Source organism: Methylobacterium sp. J-026 (assembly GCF_022829585.1).
Classification (GTDB): domain Bacteria; phylum Pseudomonadota; class Alphaproteobacteria; order Rhizobiales; family Beijerinckiaceae; genus Methylobacterium.
On the sequence record NZ_JAKSYC010000064.1, the window covers coordinates 21,806 to 40,472 of the forward strand.

Annotated in this window: 18 protein-coding genes and 1 pseudogene; 5 read left to right on the forward strand and 14 right to left on the reverse strand. The window is 70.0% G+C overall.

All coding sequences use genetic code 11. The annotated features are described in order from the left end of the window. Positions 1-173: 173 nt before the first annotated feature. The 8 genes from MKK69_RS05200 to MKK69_RS05235 all read right to left on the reverse strand — a co-directional run bounded on the left by MKK69_RS05200 (position 174) and on the right by MKK69_RS05235 (position 9,289). Complete coding sequence (locus MKK69_RS05200) at positions 174-773, reverse strand: CarD family transcriptional regulator (protein ID WP_243966639.1); 600 nt, start codon at positions 771-773, stop codon at positions 174-176. 499 nt (positions 774-1,272) lie between these two features. Continuing rightward, complete coding sequence (fdxA, locus tag MKK69_RS05205; RefSeq protein ID WP_243966640.1) at positions 1,273-1,611, reverse strand: ferredoxin FdxA; 339 nt, start codon at positions 1,609-1,611, stop codon at positions 1,273-1,275. 216 nt (positions 1,612-1,827) lie between these two features. Continuing rightward, positions 1,828-2,127 (reverse strand): RNA-binding S4 domain-containing protein, encoded by a 300-nt coding sequence (locus MKK69_RS05210; protein WP_243966641.1) that lies wholly within the window; start codon positions 2,125-2,127, stop codon positions 1,828-1,830. An 11-nt stretch (positions 2,128-2,138) separates the two neighbouring features. Next, positions 2,139-5,558, reverse strand: coding sequence for a helicase-related protein (locus tag MKK69_RS05215; RefSeq protein WP_409564780.1), 3,420 nt, complete (start codon positions 5,556-5,558; stop codon positions 2,139-2,141). Positions 5,559-5,639: 81 nt separating this feature from the next. After that, positions 5,640-5,984, reverse strand: a complete 345-nt coding sequence (locus tag MKK69_RS05220; protein ID WP_243966643.1) for a hypothetical protein — start codon at positions 5,982-5,984, stop codon at positions 5,640-5,642. Positions 5,985-6,067: 83 nt separating this feature from the next. Continuing rightward, complete coding sequence (locus MKK69_RS05225) at positions 6,068-7,378, reverse strand: hypothetical protein (RefSeq protein ID WP_243966645.1); 1,311 nt, start codon at positions 7,376-7,378, stop codon at positions 6,068-6,070. A gap of 590 nt (positions 7,379-7,968) precedes the next feature. Then, complete coding sequence (locus tag MKK69_RS05230; RefSeq protein WP_243966646.1) at positions 7,969-8,259, reverse strand: DUF1330 domain-containing protein; 291 nt, start codon at positions 8,257-8,259, stop codon at positions 7,969-7,971. 79 nt (positions 8,260-8,338) lie between these two features. Beyond that, on the reverse strand, positions 8,339-9,289 hold the full coding sequence (locus MKK69_RS05235) for a DUF3108 domain-containing protein (RefSeq protein WP_243966647.1): 951 nt from the start codon (positions 9,287-9,289) through the stop codon (positions 8,339-8,341). A gap of 352 nt (positions 9,290-9,641) precedes the next feature. Between MKK69_RS05235 and rpmB the strand changes: the two genes are divergently transcribed. Continuing rightward, positions 9,642-9,944, forward strand: a complete 303-nt coding sequence (gene rpmB, locus MKK69_RS05240) for a 50S ribosomal protein L28 (RefSeq protein WP_243966648.1) — start codon at positions 9,642-9,644, stop codon at positions 9,942-9,944. A gap of 218 nt (positions 9,945-10,162) precedes the next feature. On the opposite strand, the gene cobT is transcribed toward rpmB, so the two are convergent. The 4 genes from cobT to MKK69_RS05260 all read right to left on the reverse strand — a co-directional run bounded on the left by cobT (position 10,163) and on the right by MKK69_RS05260 (position 14,410). Beyond that, entirely contained in the window at positions 10,163-12,070 is a 1,908-nt protein-coding gene (gene cobT / locus MKK69_RS05245) for a cobaltochelatase subunit CobT (RefSeq protein ID WP_243966649.1), read from the reverse strand. A 6-nt stretch (positions 12,071-12,076) separates the two neighbouring features. Continuing rightward, on the reverse strand, positions 12,077-12,571 hold the full coding sequence (locus MKK69_RS05250) for a DUF29 domain-containing protein (RefSeq protein ID WP_243966650.1): 495 nt from the start codon (positions 12,569-12,571) through the stop codon (positions 12,077-12,079). Between the two features lie 17 nt (positions 12,572-12,588). Next, positions 12,589-13,572 (reverse strand): cobaltochelatase subunit CobS, encoded by a 984-nt coding sequence (cobS, locus tag MKK69_RS05255; protein WP_243966651.1) that lies wholly within the window; start codon positions 13,570-13,572, stop codon positions 12,589-12,591. Positions 13,573-13,780: 208 nt separating this feature from the next. Next, positions 13,781-14,410, reverse strand: a complete 630-nt coding sequence (locus MKK69_RS05260; protein ID WP_243966653.1) for a J domain-containing protein — start codon at positions 14,408-14,410, stop codon at positions 13,781-13,783. Positions 14,411-14,519: 109 nt separating this feature from the next. Here MKK69_RS05260 and MKK69_RS05265 point away from each other — a divergent pair, with 109 nt between their 5' ends. Then, a complete protein-coding gene (locus tag MKK69_RS05265) occupies positions 14,520-14,816 on the forward strand; it encodes a BolA family protein (RefSeq protein ID WP_243966654.1) in 297 nt (98 codons plus the stop codon). A 140-nt stretch (positions 14,817-14,956) separates the two neighbouring features. Then, positions 14,957-15,388, forward strand: coding sequence for an alternative ribosome rescue aminoacyl-tRNA hydrolase ArfB (gene arfB / locus MKK69_RS05270; RefSeq protein ID WP_243966655.1), 432 nt, complete (start codon positions 14,957-14,959; stop codon positions 15,386-15,388). 8 nt (positions 15,389-15,396) lie between these two features. On the opposite strand, the gene MKK69_RS05275 is transcribed toward arfB, so the two are convergent. Next, the gene (locus MKK69_RS05275) at positions 15,397-16,191 is read right to left on the reverse strand and encodes a YoaK family protein (protein ID WP_243966656.1); all 795 of its coding nucleotides are present in this window, start codon (positions 16,189-16,191) and stop codon (positions 15,397-15,399) included. Between the two features lie 68 nt (positions 16,192-16,259). After that, positions 16,260-17,207, reverse strand: coding sequence for a class I SAM-dependent DNA methyltransferase (locus MKK69_RS05280; protein ID WP_243966657.1), 948 nt, complete (start codon positions 17,205-17,207; stop codon positions 16,260-16,262). A 68-nt stretch (positions 17,208-17,275) separates the two neighbouring features. Here MKK69_RS05280 and MKK69_RS05285 point away from each other — a divergent pair, with 68 nt between their 5' ends. After that, a complete protein-coding gene (locus MKK69_RS05285) occupies positions 17,276-18,334 on the forward strand; it encodes a ligase-associated DNA damage response exonuclease (RefSeq protein WP_243966658.1) in 1,059 nt (352 codons plus the stop codon). Next, positions 18,331-18,667 (forward strand): annotated as a pseudogene (locus MKK69_RS05290) (ATP-dependent DNA ligase); the annotation flags it as partial. The gene MKK69_RS05285 and the pseudogene MKK69_RS05290, both read left to right, overlap by 4 nt.

Sequence of the window (18,667 nt, forward strand, 5' to 3'; positions counted from 1 at the left end):
CGACACCTGGACGGCCACGATTTCGTGTTCCGTCGAGAAAACATGGGCGTGGGCGGTCCCCCGTCCAGTCCCGGTACCGCGAAAAAAGCGCTGCCCCCTCGGGCGGCAACCGTCGGCGCGAAAAAAAACCCGGCCACCAGGGCCGGGTTCGTCGTGGTGGCGGAGGGCTGCGCTCAGGCGGCCTCTTCCTGGATGTCCTCGCCGTCGGCCTCAACCTCGGCCTCCGGTTCCGCCTCGCTCTTGGCCCGGCGGGGCGACTTCGCGAGGCTCTGCTCGATGAGCTTCAGGGCCTCGGTCTCGGTGATACGGTTCACCGAGGAGATCTCGCGCACGATCCGGTCGAGCGCCGCCTCGTAGAGCTGACGCTCCGAGTAGGACTGCTCGGGCTGCGCCTCGGAGCGGAATAGGTCGCGCACCACCTCGGTGACCGCGAGCAGGTCGCCCGAGTTGATCTTGGCCTCGTATTCCTGGGCCCGGCGCGACCACATGGTCCGCTTGATCCGGGCGCGGCCGGTCAGCAGGTCCAGGGCCTTCTTCACCAGTTCCGGCTCGGCCAGCTTGCGCATGCCGACGCTGTTGGCCTTCGCGGTCGGGACCCGCAGGACCATCTTGTCCTTCTCGAACGAGACGACGAACAGCTCAAGCTTGTAGCCCGCAATCTCCTGCTCCTCGATCGCCGTGATGCGACCGACGCCGTGGGCCGGATACACGACGGCCTCGCCGGTCTTGAAACCCTGCCGGCCTGTGGTCGTCGTCTTCTTGGCTGTGGTCATGCGAGAAGGGCCTCCACTGGCGCGCAGCGTTCAGCGCCGCACGGAACCGTGTTCTTCCGGGTGGGACTCCCGGTTTGCCTCGCCGCTCCCGAGATCCCCGCCACGTGGGAGGACCCGGGCATTCCCCGGCGCGGCCGTGCAAACGTCTGGATCGCCCACCGAAGAGACCTTCGGCGGTCGATCGCGTACCACTCCTAAGCCACGAAGATCGAAGGCGTTTCGGCCGGAGGAAGCACGTCAGGCGCGAGCGACGGCAGGCAGATTGTCTACCACAATCCGGCGCGTAGAGCAAAGCATCCCTGAAGACGCGCGCAGGCGCTCCGCGGCGCTCGAGCGTTTTACACCGGCGCAGCGGCCTAGAAATGACCCCACCGCGGATCTGGGCTTCCCGAGACGCAGATCAGCCCGGGCCGGCGGCGGCGGTCCGTCCGCGGATTGCCCCGGCTCCCGCAGGCATCTCCGGGAGCCGGCCTTGAATCCTGTCGGCCTGCGGCCGGGCTCAGTCGCCCGTACCCGAATTGGGCGAGAAGTGGGCCTCGAGCTTTCCGGATTTGCCGTCCCAATCCTTGGCGTCGCCCGGAGCTTCCTTCTTCTGGGTGATGTTGGGCCAGGTCTTGGCGTAGTCGGCGTTCAGCTTCAGCCAGGTGTCGAGGTTCGATTCGGTGTCGGGCTTGATCGCCTCGGCGGGGCATTCCGGCTCGCAGACGCCGCAATCGATGCACTCGTCCGGGTGAATGACGAGCATGTTCTCACCTTCGTAGAAGCAATCCACCGGACAGACTTCGACGCAGTCGGTATACTTGCACTTGATGCAATTGTCGGTGACGACATAGGTCATCGGATATCTTCGTCCTCAAACACGACTTGGCTCGGGCGGAGCCTCGGGACGGCCCGCACGCCCGGGTGGCACTGCGAGGGAATGCCGGTGCGGCACGGCTCGGAGCCGGGCTTCAGAGGCAACGGCTCTAGACTCTGCCTCCCGGGCTGACAAGCGCGCGGGCGCCGCATCCCCTCGGCGTTCGGTCGCTGTCCCGGCGGCTGTGGCCCGGCCTCATCACTCGGGCCTGGGCGATGCGGCGTCCGAGGGGCCCGCCGAGAGGTCGTCATAGAGGCACTGCGCCTCGGGGGCCGGGCCCCGCCGCACGCCCAGGTCGCGCACCCGCACCGCCAGCGTAGCGTGGGGTGCGGCCACGGTCACGACGTCGCCGATTCCGATGCCCTTGGCGGGATTCTCGGCCCGGACCCCGTTCACCCGCACGAAGCCCTCCGCGGCGAGCCGCGCCGCGAGGGACCGGGTCCGCGCGAAGCGGGCGAACCACAGCCACTTGTCGAGCCGCTGCCGGTTCTCCCGCATCCCTGGGCGGTTCAGCGCTTCCCGCCGTCGCCGGCTTCGAGCTGCGCCTTGAGCGCCGCCAGCTTGGCGAAGGGCGAATCCGGATCGGGCGCGCGCTCGCGCCGGGGGGGACGCTGGTCGGGCCGCGGACCGGAGGCGCGCGGCTCGGCGTTGCGCTGATCGTCCCGCCGCGGCGCGTCACGGCGTTCGGGCCGGCCGCCCTCGAAGCGGTCACGGCGCGGCCCCCGGTCCCGCCCGTTGCGGGCCGCGTCGTCGCCACCCTCGGCGCGGCGCGGCTCCGGACGACCCTCCGGGCGACCCGGCCCCTCGTGCTGGCCCTGCGGGCCGCCATCCCGGCCGCGGCCCGCGCCACGCGGGCGGTTCTGCGGGCGCTGATGGGCCGGACGCTGATGGCGCTGGAGCCGCCAGACCTCGATCTGGGGCACCTCGCCGGTGGGCTCGCCCTCCGCCCCAGCGGTCTCGCGCGCCGCCTCCGCGCCGGCCGGATCGGCCGCAACAACCGGCTCCGCCTCGCTGGTCCCAGGCTCCGGCGTCGCCGCCTCCGGGGTGGCGTCGGGCTCGGCCGCCGGCTCCGTCCCGGGATGCGCTGCTTCGCTATGCTCCGCCGCAGGGGCGTCGGCCGGGCCGTGCGCCTCGGCTGCGGCCTCGACAGGCTCGGATGCGGCCTCGGATCCTTCGACCGGGGGCTCGTCGGTCGCGACCGCGTCCGAAACGCCTGCCGCCTCAGCGGGCTCCGCCCCGGCGACGGGCGCGTCGCCAGGGATGTCGTCGCCAGGGATGTCGTCGCCGGACGCGGCCTGCGCCGCGCTGGCCGGGGCCTCGTCGCCGACGGGCTCGGCGGCGTCCGCCTGCGCGGTGACCGCCTCGTCGGAGGAGGCCTCGGCGGCGGCGGTCGCCGCGGCCGGCGTCATCGCGGCGGCCGGCAGGAGCGGCACCGTGATGGCCGGCCCGGGGCGGGCTTCCGCATTGTAGCCCAGGGACTTCAGGATCGAGGCGAAATCCTCCCCCGAGCAGCCGACCAGGGAGGTCATGCCGACGGTGGCCACGAAGCCGTCGCCGTCGGCGGTGCCTTCCGGCGGGGCGCCGGGCGTGGTGCCGGGGCGGTAGGCGATCGCCGGGCGGATCAGGTCGGCGAGCCGCTCCAGGATGTCGACGCGCACCGCCCGCTCGCCGCTGACCCGGAAGCCGGCCGCGCGATAAAGGCCCTTGGCGATCTCGCGGTCGACCTTGATCGAGGTGCGGCCCGAGCCCGCGAGATGGGCGATCTCGTCGAGGCCGCGCTGGTCGAGCCCGCCGTTGCGCAGGGCCCAGAGCTGGGCCGCGAGCGTCCGCGGCGCCGGCTTCAGCAGTGCCGGCAGGAAGATGTGATAGGCGCCGAAGCGGACGCCGTGCCGGCGCAGCGCCCCGCGGCCGTCCTGGTCGAGGCTGCGCATCTCGTGCGCCACCTTCGAACGCTCCAGCACGCCGAGCGCCTCGACCACCTGATAGCCGATCCCCTTGGCGAGGCCGGTGAGGTCGGCGGCGGTCTCGATGTCCATCAGCGGGCCGAGCAGGCGGACGACATGGGCCTTCAGCCACGCGTCGAGGCGGGCCTCCACCTTCTCGCGATGGGCGCCGGTCAGGCTGTCATCGGCGAGAAGCCGGATCTGCGGGGCGAACAGCTTCTCGCCGGGGGTGAGCTTGGCGACGGGCGCCCCGGTCCAGCGGATCGTGCCGTCATGCGCCAGCACCAGGGTCGAATCGGCCGTGGCGGCGAACCGCTCGGCCCGGGCCTCGATCTCGCCGGCGAGCGCCTTCTCGGCGGCGCTCCGCAGAGTCTTGGCCTCGTGTCCCTCGGCGCTGGCATCCGGAACGAACAGGAATCCGTGGAGGTGGCCGACATGCTGACCCTCGACGGTGACGTCACCGTCGGCGGTAATCTGGGCTTCGAGCATCGTGTTCTCTCTCAGGCGCCGCATCAGGACGCTTGTGCGCCGGTCGACGAAGCGGCTCGCGAGGCGTTCGTGCAGGGCGTCGGACAGCCTGTCCTCTACCCGACGCGTCTCGCCCTGCCAATGTTCTGGGTCGCGCAGCCAGTCGGGCCTGTTGGCGACGAAGGTCCAGGTGCGCCCCTGGGCGATCCGGCGGGACAGGGTGTCGATGTCGCCGTCGGTGCGGTCGATCATCGCCACCTGCTCGGCGAACCACGTATCGGGGATGCGCCCGGCCATGCCCTTCATGAGGAATCGGTAGAGCTGCGCCACGAGGTCGGCGTGCACCTGCGGGTGGACCTTGCGGTAATCCGGCACGCCGCAGACGTCCCAGAGCCGCCGGACCGTGGCGGCGCCGCGCGCCATGTCGCGGATGTCGTCTTCCTTCATCAGGATCTCGAGGGCCTGCTGGTCCTCGCCCATCGGGGCCCGGGTCAGGCCCGATTCGCGCGGGTGCGTGTCGAGACTCGCCTGCAGCGCCTCCAGGCTGCCGAAGGTGAGATCCGGGTTGCGCCATTGCAGGATGCGCAGCGGGTCGAAATCGTGGCTCTCCAGCCGCTCGACCAGCTCGGCCTCGAAGGGCGGGCAGCGTCCGGTGGAGCCGAAGGTCCCGTCCGCGAGGTGGCGCCCGGCCCGGCCGGCGATCTGGCCCATCTCGGCGGGGGTGAGCTTGCGGAAGCGGGTCCCGTCGTACTTCCAGTTGGCCGCGAAGGCGACGTGATCGACGTCGAGGTTGAGGCCCATCCCGACCGCGTCGGTGGCGACGAGGTAGTCCACGTCGCCGGCCTGGTACATCTCGACCTGGGCGTTGCGGGTCCGGGGCGAGAGCGCGCCCAGCACCACCGCGGCGCCGCCGCGCTGGCGGCGGATCAGCTCGGCGATGGCGTAGACCTCCTCCGCCGAGAAGGCGACGATCGCCGTGCGCCGGGGCAGGCGCGCCAGCCGCTTCTCCCCCGCGAAGGTCAGCTGCGACAGCCGCGGCCGGGTGGTGGTGTGGATGTTCGGGATCAGGCTCTGGACCAGCGGCAGCATGGTCGAGGAGCCGATCAGCAGCGTCTCCTCCCGGCCGCGGACGTAGAGCAGGCGGTCTGTGAAGACGTGGCCGCGGTCCATGTCGGCGGCGAGCTGGATCTCGTCGATGGCGACATAGGCCACGTCGAGATCGCGGGGCATCGCCTCGATGGTGCAGATCCAGTAGCGCGGCCGATCGGGCTTTATTTTCTCTTCCCCGGTCACGAGCGCGACCTTCTCCGGCCCGACCTTGGCCACCACCCGCAAATAAACCTCGCGGGCGAGCAGCCGCAGGGGCAGCCCGATCATCCCGGTCGGGTGCGCGAGCATCCGCTCGATGGCGAGATGGGTCTTGCCGGTGTTGGTCGGCCCGAGGACCGCCGTGACGCCGCGGGCGCGGACGTCGCGGGGCAGCGAGCGGCTGGGCGAGGGGCGGAGCGGCGCGTCGATGGTCGGCGGTCCCTTCGGACGAGAAGGCCGTCGCGGCGCCGTTATGGCGCGAGCGGGGAGGGGGCTTATCGACCGGTCGCGTCAGGGACGATAGGGCCGGGTCGTTCCACCCCCATATGGGATGCCGGCGCCGCCAGGTCCAACCTGCGGCGAGACGAGCGGATAGACGTCGATCTGCGTCGCCGGCGCCCCCACCTGGGGTGCGAGGTCGGCGCACAGCGTGTCGGGGATCGCCACGAGGGGGCCGCCGCGGGGCCGACCCTGCCCGGGCCGGTTCTTGACGACCTCCGCGGACGAGAAGGCGTCGCCGCCGCAGCCGGATTCCACGGGGCCTGCGGTGAGCGGGCGGGCGGCGGCCGGTCCGGTGAGGGCGACCAGGGCCGTGATCCGGGCGATGAACAACGTGATCGGTTGAGTGTCGCGCATGCCCCCATCATCGCCGAAACAAATAAAATCTCCCTCCCTGCAGGATGCATCTGGTTGGGATTCCTACGTACTGTCGATGAGGCTTATCCCCACTGACCGCCATGCTGACCGACGACGCTGATTCGGTTGTGCGACGCCTGCCACGATACGACGGCGTCGGAGACGCACAACGTATCGGCGATCTCGGCGGCCCCGTATGGCGATAAGACGTTGTTGCGCGTGCGAGAGCGGATGTACTCGATGGGTGCCAGCAACTCCGCCGCGAAGATCCGGCTCGCCTGTTGATCGGGGACCCGGGCGCGCGTGACCAGCCGGTCGCCGTCCGATGCTTGAATCCAAGCGAGATAGCAGGCGCGGGCAGCATCGTAACGTCGAGAGGCCAGCTGCTTTCTGATCAGATTGAACCTCAGCGTGTTGGCGGTGCGGCGGAGGGATCCATGAAGCACCGGCTCGTCCATGTCTCGGACGCCTTCCTGGCCACGCACGATCGCGTTGAGAGCGAGTTTTTGAAGAAACTGCTCTCCGCCCTGCGGATCGCCTGCAGCGATAGAGAACCGCTCACGTGCCGACTTGACCGCCTCCAGGGCCATCCGCCTCGGTGTACGGTCTCCGCGGCTTTTCAGACTGAATAGGTCTGTGAAATCCAGTTCCGACTCGCCGTCGAGCGCAGCGAGCGTCTGTACGACATCCGCAGCCGCTTCGAGAGCATCGCCGACATCGGCAGCCTCGCAGAAATCTTCGGCGACTTGCTCCGACACGTCGCCGAGAGCACCAGTTATCAATTCGGATATGTCCGGAGCCGCGTCGTAGGGGGACATGCCGAGGGCACCGAGCAGGCGGCAGAAGCGATGCTCGTCTGCATCGATGCTTTTGAAAGCCCCCCAAATCGCCTGCAATCCCGTCTCCGTGATGCCTGCGGCATTCAGCCGTTCCACAACAGAATCGACGAACCCAGCGAGTGCGGCAGCCACATCGTCGGTGCGCAATTGCGCGTCGCAGGTGTTCCGAAGCACCAAGCGTGCGTGGGGAAAGTAAGCCGGTCTCGACTCGACACGGACCGAACCACGCCCGAGCGAGCAAATCCAACCATCGGGCAGTGCGAAGCCGTCGCGCGCCGAACCCATCCAGTGACGGGATCTGAAGCCCGGATCCTTGCGCGACCGATCGCCCTTGGCCGGTTCGTAAAGAAGTGACCACCAGTTCTCGGCGATCCACTCCGCAAGAGGGTAGGCCGGTACTTCAAGCCGCTCGCCGCGCGATCCGCTCTCCGTTTCGTATTCTGTGATCCAGTCGTCATCGACTCGAATGCCGAGCTGCCCATATGACTGGTCAAACTCCGGACGAAAATTTTCGTCCGATGCAATCCAATCCGAGCTGATCTTCAGCGAGGCCATTTCATTCCAGTCCGAAGGGCCATTCTTCCTTGTTCAGCGGGAAGGCATGATAGGCGCCTGACGTCTCGTTGTGCAGGAAAGCCTGATATACGACTGCATCATCGGTGTACCAAACGTACCGCGGGAACATCCCTCGCCAATCACCTTCCTGCGGGACGAAGCCCTGTCTGATCGCCTCACGGAGCGCTTCGGATGCCGTGTCACGAGTCCATTTTGGATCACACTTGCTGGCCGCCGGATATCGGCGCACCGCCGTGGATTGCCCGCCCCCTCCGCGGCGGTGATACGGGCTTCCTTCGTAGATAACGAGCGCGGCGGCCGCTTCGAGCCGTTCAGGTGGGCACTCACGCCAAACCGATCGCATCCTGCGATTCGGGCGCAAGGGGGCCGTAAAGCTTGGCCTTTTGATCATGTCGGTCGATGTTTAGGCCGCGCTCAGTTAGCCCGCAACGCTGCAGCCAAGTTAGCGCATCGTACCGGATATCGGAACCGGCGCGATGCGCTAACGTTCCGATTTGCATCGTCTTTTTCCGAAAGCCGGCAACCACCTTTTGGGACGATGCTCTAGCTGTGGGCTTGGCGTCCAAACTTCAGTCCGCGCCCTCGACCAGCACCACCTCGCCGATCCCGGCGGGCAGGCGCTTCGCCTTGGCCGCCTGGTATTCGGGGGAGAAGTAATAGGCCCGCGCCGCCTCGTAGGAGTCGAATTCGAGCACGACGTTGCGCGGCCGGGCCTCGCCCTCCAGCGCCTCGCTGCGCCCGCCGCGGACCAGCGGTTTGCAGCCGTACTGTCGCATGGCCTCGGAGGCCATGGCGGCGTAGTCCCGGTAGGTGTCCGGGTCGGTGACCGTCATGCGGACGATGATGTAGCCCTTGGGCACCGGCTGACCTCCCTGGCGCGTGCGCCGCGCCGGGCATGCGTGCCGGGAAATCGCCCGCCGGTCAAAGCGATCCGTGCGGCTACTGTCCCGGCGGGTGTTCTTGCAGGCTCGCCTGCGCGGCGGCGGTGCCTGTCGCGCCGGCACCGGCGGTCCCAGTGGGGCCGCCCTGGGTCCAGCGCGTCGCCTCGATGATGTTGGTGCCGATGGTGGTGAGCACCGAGATGCGCAGCGGGAGCAGCACCCGCGTCCCCTCGACGGGGGCGAGCCAAACCGACATCTCGCGGTTCTCCTCCATGAACTTGACCCCCGGGCGGTCCGGGCGGTGGCCCGCCACCGCCTGATAGCGGGCCGTGCAGACGAGGACCGGGCCGGCATAGCCGGGCTTCTGCACGGGCCGCGTCTCGGCGTAGCTCAGCACCACGTTGAAGCGGGTCGCGCCGTCGAAGACCGGCAGGGTCCGGTTGCAGTTTTCCGGATCGATCGGCTCACCGCGCCCCTGGATCGGCATCAGCAGGGCGCTCACCGGGTCGATGATGCCGCGCTTGTCGGCCTGGGTGACCGGCACCCGGTCCTGCATGTCCACGAGCGGCGGGGTGATCTCCGCCTGGACCACGGTCCCGCGGGCCAGGGCCATGCGCACCGCGATGCCGGAACTCGCCGTGTGGGTGGCAATCGCGAAGGCGCCGGGCTGGGGCGCCGCCGCGAAGGTCCCGGAGGCGCGGGCCGAGCCCTTGCCGCCGGTGATCGCGCCGACGAGGCCGGTCAGCACCGCCGATACGTCCATGACGTAGCGGTCGCGCTCGAACGCCCCGGCCAGCCGCGCGGTGCCGATCGGCAGGCCGGCGAGGTTGATCCCGTAATCGACCGCCACGGTCGCGGGGGCCGCGGCCGCCCGCTTCGAACGCGCCCCGCGCGCGCCGGCATCGGCCGGCCCCGCCAGGAGTGCGAGCGCGAGGAGGCCGCCCGCGAGTCGGCCGGCGGCGTGCGTCGTCAAAGGCTCGATCGTCCGATGGGCTGGCGTGGCACTCATGATCCGGATCGCATCCCAAGGACGGCGGCCCAAGACACCAGCTTGCGCACGCCCTCTCGAACTCGCCTGCATGACGGCCTCCCCGCGACGGCAAGTGCCGGGCGTGGCGCCTTTCTGCGAGCGGATGAAGGCTATATCCCGGCATCGTGGTTAACAGACCGTTGGATCGCGGATGCGGCCCGTCTCGGCGCCGCTCCCTTGACGCATCGCCCTTCCGTCGCCTATAGGCTCGCGCCTTCAACAGGACTCCGCTGGACCTGGAACACGCAATGGGCGCCGCCCGCTGCGACGACGATCGCGCCGGCCGCGATCGGGTCTCATCGGGCGGAACGAGACGGGATCTAAAGTCATCATGGCGCGCCGCTGCGAACTCACCGGCAAGGCCGTTCAGGTCGGCCACCTCGTGAGCCACTCGAACCACAAGACCAAGTGCCGGTTCCTGCCGAACCTGTGCAATGTCACCCTGCAGTCCGACGCGCTCGGCAAGCGCGTGCGCCTGCGGGTCACCGCGCACGCCCTGCGCTCGGTGGAGCATCGCGGCGGACTCGACGCCTTCCTGATCAAGGCCGGCGAGGGCGACCTGTCGCAGACCGCCCGCCTCCTGAAGCGCGAGCTTCACAAGAAGCTCGCCGAGACCCCGGCCGAGGCGGCCTGAGCCTCGGGCGCTTCCACGCGACCGTCATCCGACGAAGCAAACCGCCGCAGCCATTCAGGCTGCGGCGGTTTGCGCATGCCCGGACGGGATCGAGTCTGGACAAGTCAGGGTCTCAAAAGGTCTGAAACCTGTTGTGGGTCCAGGGCAGGGCCCTGCGAAAATCAGGGGCTCCGCCCCCGAACCCCGCCGAAGGGCTGAGCCCTTCGGGAACCCCGCTCCTAACGCCGGCCGCCGGCCGCGCGCAGCGCCCGACCGGTGGGCGTGGGCGATCCATCCTCCTCGAACAGCTCGGCCAGCTTCTCGGTCATCGCCCCGCCCAGCTCCTCGGCGTCGATGATCGTGACGGCACGGCGGTAGTAGCGCGTCACGTCGTGGCCGATGCCGATCGCCAGCAGTTCCACCGGCGAGCGGGTCTCGATCTCCTCGATCATCCAGCGCAGGTGCCGCTCCAGGTAGTTGCCGGCGTTCACCGACAGGGTCGAATCGTCCACCGGCGCGCCGTCGGAGATCACCATCAGGATCTTGCGCTGCTCCGGCCGGCCGAGCAGGCGCTTGTGCGCCCAGTCGAGGGCCTCGCCGTCGATGTTCTCCTTGAGCAGCCCCTCGCGCATCATCAGACCGAGGTTTTTTCGCGCGCGCCGCCAGGGGGCGTCGGCCGACTTGTAGACGATGTGGCGCAGGTCGTTCAGGCGGCCCGGGTTCGGCGGCTTGCCGGCGGCCAGCCACGCCTCGCGGCTCTGGCCGCCCTTCCAGGCCCGGGTGGTGAAGCCGAGAATCTCGACCTTGACGCCGCAGCGCTCCAGGGTCCGCGCCAGGATGTCAGCGCAGGTCGCCGCCACGGTGATCGGCCGGCCGCGCATCGAGCCGGAATTGTCCAGGAGCAGGGTGACGACCGTGTCGCGAAAGTTGGTGTCCTTCTCCTGCTTGAAGGAGAGCGGCTGGTAGGGATCGATCACCACGCGGACGAGCCGCGCCGGGTCGAGCTGACCCTCCTCCAGGTCGAAATCCCAGGCGCGGTTCTGCTGGGCCAGGAGCCGGCGCTGCAACCGGTTGGCCAGGCGGCCGACCACGCCCTGCAGATGCGAGAGCTGCTTGTCGAGATAGGCGCGCAGGCGTGACAGTTCGTCGGCGTCGCAGAGTTCCTCGGCGTGGATGACCTCGTCGAACCGGGGGTTGAACACCCGGTATTCGGGCCCGCGCGCCTCGTTGCCCTGGCGCTGCGGCGGCCGCGACGCCTCGGAGGCCTCCTCGGACTCGGCGTCGTCGGATTCCTCGGGCAACTCGCCCGAGGGCGCGTCGGCCGATTCTTGGGCGCCCTCCTCGATCTCGTCGGAGGCCTCCTCGGAGGTCTCGATCTCGGCGCGCTCGCCCTGGCTCTTCTCCTCCGAATCACCCTCGCTCGGGTTCTGCTCGTCGTCCTGGGCGTCGTTCTCGTCGTCGTTGTCGTCGTCCTCGGCGTCGAACGGCGTCTCGTCCGACATGTCCAGCGAGGTGAGCAGGTCGCGGACCGAGCGGGCGAACTTGCGCTGGTCCTCGATCGAGCCGAGCAGCCCGTCGAGGTTCGGGCCGGCCTTGGCCTCGATATGCTCGCGCCAGAGCGCGACGATCTTGTCGGCCGCCTGGGGCGGCTTCTGGCCGGTCAGGCGCTCGCGCACCATCAGGGCGACCGCGTCCTCCATCGGGGCGTCGGCCCGATCCGTGATGCTCTCGTACTTGCCGCCGCGGTGGTAGCGGTCCTCCAGCATCGCCGTGATATTGCTGGCGACACCCGCCATCCGGCGCGAGCCGATCGCCTCGACCCGGGCCTGCTCCACCGCGTCGTAGACCGCCCGGGCGGCCGCGTTCTCCGGGGCGAAGCGCCGGTGCAGGGTGATGTCATGGCAGCCGAGGCGCAGAGCCATGGCGTCGGCGTTGCCGCGCAGCACCGCGACATCCTGCGCCGAGAGTTTCCGGGGGGGCTCGGGCAGGCGGGCCTTGTCGCCGGTGAGCGCGGGCCGGTCGGTGGCGTAGGTGACCTCGACCTCGGAGCGCCGGGCGATGGCGCGCAGGCATCCGGCCACAGAGCGCTTGAGGGGCTCGGCCACGGGTTCGCGGCGCTCGCCGGGCTTGCGGTTGGAGATGGACATGCGCGGCTACCGGTCGTCGTCGAAGTCGAAGGGGCGGTTCAGGATCTCGTCCCAGGTGTAGGGACACTCCGCGGGCAGGGATTTGGGTGCGCGTTTCATCTGCCGGGCTGCTCCGAGGCGACCGAGCCGGAACGCATTGTGGCGGATCTCATCGAGGCTCGACTTCAGGCCCGGGCTCTTCTGCAGTTGAATCAGAGCCCGCTCTCGATGTTCGGCGATGCTGAGCGCCCAGCTGTGGCTTCGTCGTTCCGGCTGATTGTCCCACGTCAGCATGTGCAGGATGATGATCTCGACCGCACTCTGGAGCCGGTAATACTCGCTCAGGCCCACGTCGCTCAGCTCCTCGGCGATGTTCTCGAGGTCGAGCACGTCCACCCGGTCGGCGCGGAGCAGCGCCACCTGCTCCTGAACCCAGGTGTAGAGGTCGTCCGCGTAGCGCGTCCGCCCCTCGGTATACGAAGCCGCTGGAGCGTCCTCGCGTGTCAGGGCCGGATGCGCCATCGCGTCCTCCATGTGGTTCAGCTCAGGGCGACGTTCACCGCGCTCTCGGGCAGCTCCTTGCCGAAGGCGCGCTGGTAGAACTCGGCCACGAGGGTCCGCTCCAGCTCGTCGCACTTGTTCAGGAACGTCACCCGGAAGGCGAAGCCGACATCCTTGAAGATGTCGGCGTTCTCGGCCCAGGTGATCACCGTGCGCGGGCTCATGACGGTGGAGAGGTCGCCGTTCATGAACGCGTTGCGGGTCAGGTCCGCCACCCGCACCATGCGGTTGACGATGTCGCGGCCCTGGTCGCCCCGGTAATGCACCGCCTTCGACAGTACGATGTCGACCTCGCGGTCGTGCGGCAGGTAGTTCAGCGTGGTGACGATCGACCAGCGGTCCATCTGGCCCTGGTTGATCTGCTGGGTGCCGTGATAGAGGCCCGACGTGTCGCCCAGCCCCACCGTGTTGGCGGTGGCGAACAGCCGGAAGGCCGGGTGCGGGCGGATCACGCGCTTCTGGTCGAGCAGCGTCAGCCGGCCCGACAGTTCCAGCACGCGCTGGATCACGAACATCACGTCCGGGCGGCCGGCATCGTACTCGTCGAACACCAGGGCGACGTTGTTCTGCAGCGCCCAGGGCAGGATCCCGTCCTGGAAGGCGGTCACCTGCTTGCCGTCCTGCAGGACGATGGCGTCCTTGCCGACGAGGTCGATGCGCGAGACGTGGCTGTCTAGGTTGATGCGGATGCAGGGCCAGTTCAGCCTGGCCGCCACCTGCTCGATATGGGTCGATTTGCCGGTGCCGTGGTAGCCGGTGACCATCACGCGCCGGTTGCGCGCGAAGCCGGCCAGGATGGCCAGCGTCGTCTCCCGATCGAAGATGTAGTCCGGATCGAGATCGGGAACGTGCTCCTCGGACTCGGCATAGGCCGGGACCTTGAGGTCGAGGTCGATGCCGAAGACCTCGCGGACGGAGACGGTGCGGTCGGGGAGCCGGGCGGGCGTGTCGTCAGAGAGCATTCGGAACCTCGTGAGGCGCGGACGACGCCACCCTGAACCGGTGGCGCAACCGCGCGGAAGAACGTCGAGCCGGGCCTCCGCGGCGGGGCGGAGCCATCCTTAGACGGCGACGCGCCGAGGCGCCACCGACCGGCATGGCCTCCATATAGGGCCGCGTCGCGCGGTTTCCCCATCCTGGGGTCGAACCGGCGTGCATCCTTCGTGCCGTTCAGCAGAGGCCGGCGGTGCGCAGCACGTCGTGGGCGCGGATGATGTCGCGCAGCCGCTCCTCGAACGAGCGGTCGCCGCCATTCGCGTCGGGGTGGAATCGCTTCACCAGCGCCTTGTACTGCGCCTTGATGGCAGGGGCGTCCGCCCCCTCTTCGAGGCCCATCACGTCCAGGGCCCGGCGTACCGTGGCGGTGCGGCGGGGCTTTTCCGGCTCGGGCTGGCGGGCGCGGCGGCGTCCGTCGTCGACGCCCGCACCGCGCAGGATGCCGAGCGGATCGACATAGGCCCAATCCCGGGTCGGCTCCTCGGCCGGCTTGCCCTGGCCGGCCGGGTTCACCCCCATCGCCCAGGTCGGGCGATGACCGATGATCGCGTCCTTCTGATAGGCCTGCACGGCGGCGTCGTTCATGCCGTCGAAATAGTTGTAGCTGGCGTTGTAGGCGCGGACGTGGTCGATGCAGAAGCGCCAGTACTGGCCCTCCGCCTTTCGACCCTTCGGCGCGCGATGCGGGCCCGGCTGCGTGCAGCCCGGGCTCTCGCACGTCGCCTCGGCCGCGGCCGCGGCCTTCGGCTCGTCGCAGGACGGTTTGATCCGGATGCTGTCGAACAGGCGCGAGTTGAGATCCATGACGGGCCGATTATGAGGGGGTGGACCTGAGACACAAGGGCATCGGGCCTGATGACGCATGCGCGGGATCGGGCTTGACGGAATCTCCTGAACACGACGCGAGGGTGCGATGGCTGACGGTGCGGGCGGCGGGGGAACCCTGCGGGACTGGATGGAGGCACGGCTGCGCGAGCAGCTCGCGCCGGCGCGGCTCGACGTCATCGACGAGTCGCATCTGCATGCCGGCCATTCCGGGGCACGGCCGGGGGGCGAGACCCACTACCGGCTCGACATCGTCGCGTCGGCCTTCGCGGGCAAGAGCCGCGTCGAACGGCATCGGCTGGTGAACGCGCTGATGGACGATGCGTTCAAGCGCGGCCTCCACGCCCTGGCCCTGCGCGCGCGCACGCCGGACGAGGCTGCCTGAACCCGGGCGCGTCCGGCCTCGTTCCCGATGGGCACGCGGCTTTCGGGAGGAGACATGGCGATGCTGGCCCCTGCACGCATTCCCGCGGCGCGCGGGTCCGCGCCGCCCCATCTGCGGGGTAACCGCGCCCGGAGGCCGACATGTCCCTGAGGGTGACCCCGCGCATCGCCATCGGCGACGACGAGATCGAGCTGTCGTTCCTGCGCGCCTCGGGGGCGGGCGGCCAGAACGTCAATAAGGTCGAGACCGCGGTCCAGCTCCGCTGGTCGATCCTCGGCTCGCCCTCCGTGGACGAGCGCGTGAAGGCGAACCTCGTGCGGCTCGCCGGGCGGCGGATGACCAAGGACGGCGTCCTCGTGCTCACCGGGCAGCGGCACCGGACGCAGGAGCGCAACCGGGCCGACATCCTGCAGCGCCTCGTCGATCTGGTGGCGGAGGCGGCCAAGCCGCCGCCCCCGATCCGCCGCCCGACGAAGCCCACCAAGGGTTCGAAGGAACGGCGCATCGTCGCCAAGAAGAGCCGCGCCACGATCAAGCAGGGGCGGGGCAGCTACCGGGATTCCGACAACTGAGAACGTCCTCAGTGGATCGCGTCGATCACCGCGGCCTTCGGGTTCGCGTCCGGCGCCGGGGACGAGCCCGCCACCAGGGTGCTGCCCGGCCGGGCGATCGTCATCGCGATGGCGATCAGGGCCAGCAGCGCCGCGAGGGCGGCCGGAAACAGGAAGGCCGATTCGCCGTAGCGGATGTCGAGAAGGCCGCCGATCACCGCGCCGGTGCTGAGCCCGGCCCAGAGCGGCGCCTGGATCCAGAACGAGGGCGCCACCGTGCCGAGCAGGAGGTTGGCGCAGCCGGTGCCGAAGCGCACCACGGCGCCGGTGACGTAGGTCAGGGCCAGGGAGCGGCCGCCCTCATCCTGGAGCGTCGCGTTCTGGAGTCCCAGCGCCAGCACGATCGGATAGGCGTGCAGCGGATAGGCGAAGGTGCCCCAGGGCATCAGCAGGCCGCCGGCGAGCAGCAGCGCCTGGAGCGTCAGCAGCACCGCCAGGCGCCAGCGCCCGACCCAGGCGGCGATCAGCGTCCCCAGGAAGGCGCCGAAGCAGAACAGGCTGATGGTGCTGGCGACCCGGGTGACGTTCTCCCAGTCGCCGTTCGCCACCGCCACGCCGAAGCGCGTGGTGTTGCCCGACATGAACGACATGAACAGCTGCGAGAATTCCAGGAAGCCGATGGAATCCGCGCAGCCCGCCAGCAGGGCCAGCGCGATGGCGAAGGCGATGCGGCTGCGCGGATCGGCGGGGAAGGACTTGTCCGCCGGCGGTTCGGGCTTGCGCTCCGACACGCCTCCTCCGGTCCGATTGCCGTACTCCGCCATTCTGATCCCCCGATGCAGCGGCCGCGTCCGCCGCGACCGACTGACAATGGACGTATAGCGCAGCGGTTTCATGCCGCGGTGCGGCGCAACACAACGACGCGCCCCGGCACCGGCGCGCCACCCTCCCGGCGGACATCGGCGGATTGCAGGGTCAGGATCTCCAGGCCGGCCGCGGCGGCGGCCGCCGCGATATGCGAATCCGCGTGGGCGTAGCGCCCGTCCGCGCCCAGCGCAGCCCCCGCCGCGTCGTGGGACTGCACCGTGAAGGCGGCGAGGCCCCCCGGCCGCAGGACGCGGCCGATCCCCGCCAGGACGGGACCGAGGTCCGGAACGTAGATCAGCACGTCCGCGGCGAGGCAGAGATCGGCCGACCCGTCCGCCTGTCCGGCCAGGAACGCGCCGAGCTCGCCCTCGGCGAGACGGTCGTAGAGCGGCCGGCCCTGCCACGCCTTGGCCCGCGCCAGGGCCAGCATCCCGGGGGACAGATCGATGCCGGTGAGATGGTCGACCCGGTCGCGGATCGCCGCGCCCATCAGGCCGGTGCCGCAGCCGAGGTCGAGCGCTGTCGCGAACTGCGCCGGGTCCGGCGGGAGCGCGGCCCGGACCAGTTCGGGGCCGACATAGCCCAGGCCCTCGACCAGATGGCGCTCGAAGCGCGGCGCGTAGCCGTCGAACAGCGCCCTGACATAGGCGGGGGAGAGGGCCGGCAGGCCGTCGCCGACCCCCAGGCGGACGAGCTGCGCCCGCACGCCGAGCGTGTCGTCCGGGTCGATGTCGAGGGCGCAGGCATAGGCCCGGGCCGCCGCGTCCCGCAGGTCCGGATCGCCGCGCGACACCGACAACCCCTCCCGGGCCCGGCCGAGCAGCAGCCAGGCCGGCGCGTAGCGTGGCGCGCGCTCCAGGACCTGCCCGGCGAGGTCCGCCGCGGCTTCATGGTCGCCCTCAGCCAGGCAGGCTTCCGCGTAACGATAGCGGCGGTCGGCGAGGAGGTCGCCGGAACTGTGCTGCGAGGCCATGCGTCTGCCGGGTCGGGGGCGCCTATATACCGGGGCCACCGGCGGATTCCACCGGCAGCACGGACCCGATGCCGATACGCGCCAGCGATCTCCTGACCCTGACCCGCGAGGGTCTCTATTGCCCGCTCGGGCGCTTCCACGTCGATCCGACCTGGCCGGTGGAGCGCGCGCTGATTACCCACGGCCATGCCGACCACGCCCGGTCCGGCCACCGCCACGTGCTGGCGACGCCCGAGACCCTGCGGATCATGGCGGTGCGCTACGGGGCGGATTTCTGCGCGCAGCGCCAGGAGGCCCGGCTCGGGGAAGCGATCCGGATCGGCGACGTCACCGTGCGCTTCGCCCCCGCGGGCCACGTCCTCGGCTCGGCGCAGATCGCCATCGAGCATGAGGGCGCCCGGGTGGTGGTCTCGGGCGACTACAAGCGGGCGCCGGACCCGACCTGCCTGCCCTTCGAGGTGGTGCCCTGCGACGTGTTCATCACCGAGGCGACCTTCGGCCTGCCGGTCTTCACCCATCCCGATACCCGCGGCGAGGTCCGCAAGCTCCTCGCGTCGGTGGCCCTGTTCCCGGAGCGGGCCCACATCGTCGGTGCCTACGCGCTCGGCAAGGCGCAACGGGTGATGGCGCTGCTGCGCGAGGAGGGCTGGGACCGGCCGATCCATCTGCACGGGGCAATGGAGAAGCTCACCGCCCTCTACAAGGACGAGGGCGTGCCGCTCGGCGACACGCCGAAGGTGGCGGCGGCCGAGCGCAAGGATCTGCACGGGGCGATCGTGATCTGCCCGCCCTCGTCGATCCAAGACCTGTGGTCGCGGAAATTCCCCGACCCGGTGACCTGCTTCGCCTCGGGCTGGATGCGGGTGCGCGCCCGCGCCCGTCAGAAGGGCGTCGAGCTGCCGCTGGTGATCTCCGATCACTCCGACTGGCCCGACCTGTGCCGCACCATCCGCGACACCGGCGCCGGGGAGGTCTGGGTGACGCACGGCCAGGAGGACGCCCTGGTCCATTGGTGCGGGACGCAGGGGATCGCGGCGCGGCCGCTGCATCTCCTGGGGTATGGCGACGACGGCGAGGCCGAGCCCGGCCCCGCGGAGACCGGTCCCGAGCCGGAGGTGGCCGCGTGAACGACTTCGCCCACCTCCTCGACCGCCTCGCCTACGAGCCGAGGCGCAATGCCAAGCTGCGGATGCTGCAGGATTATTTTTCGCGCACGCCCGACCCGGAGCGCGGCTACGCGCTCGGCGCCATGACCGGCACGCTGAGCTTTCGCGAGGCCAAGCCGGCCCTGATCCGCGGGCTGGTGGAGGCGCGGATCGACCCGGTGCTGTTCCGGCTGTCGCACAATTACGTGGGCGATCTCGCCGAGACCACGGCGCTGATCTGGCCGACACCGCGCGATCTCCCTCCCCCCTCTGCGGGGGAGGGTGGCCCTCGCGTCAGCGAGGGTCGGGAGAGGG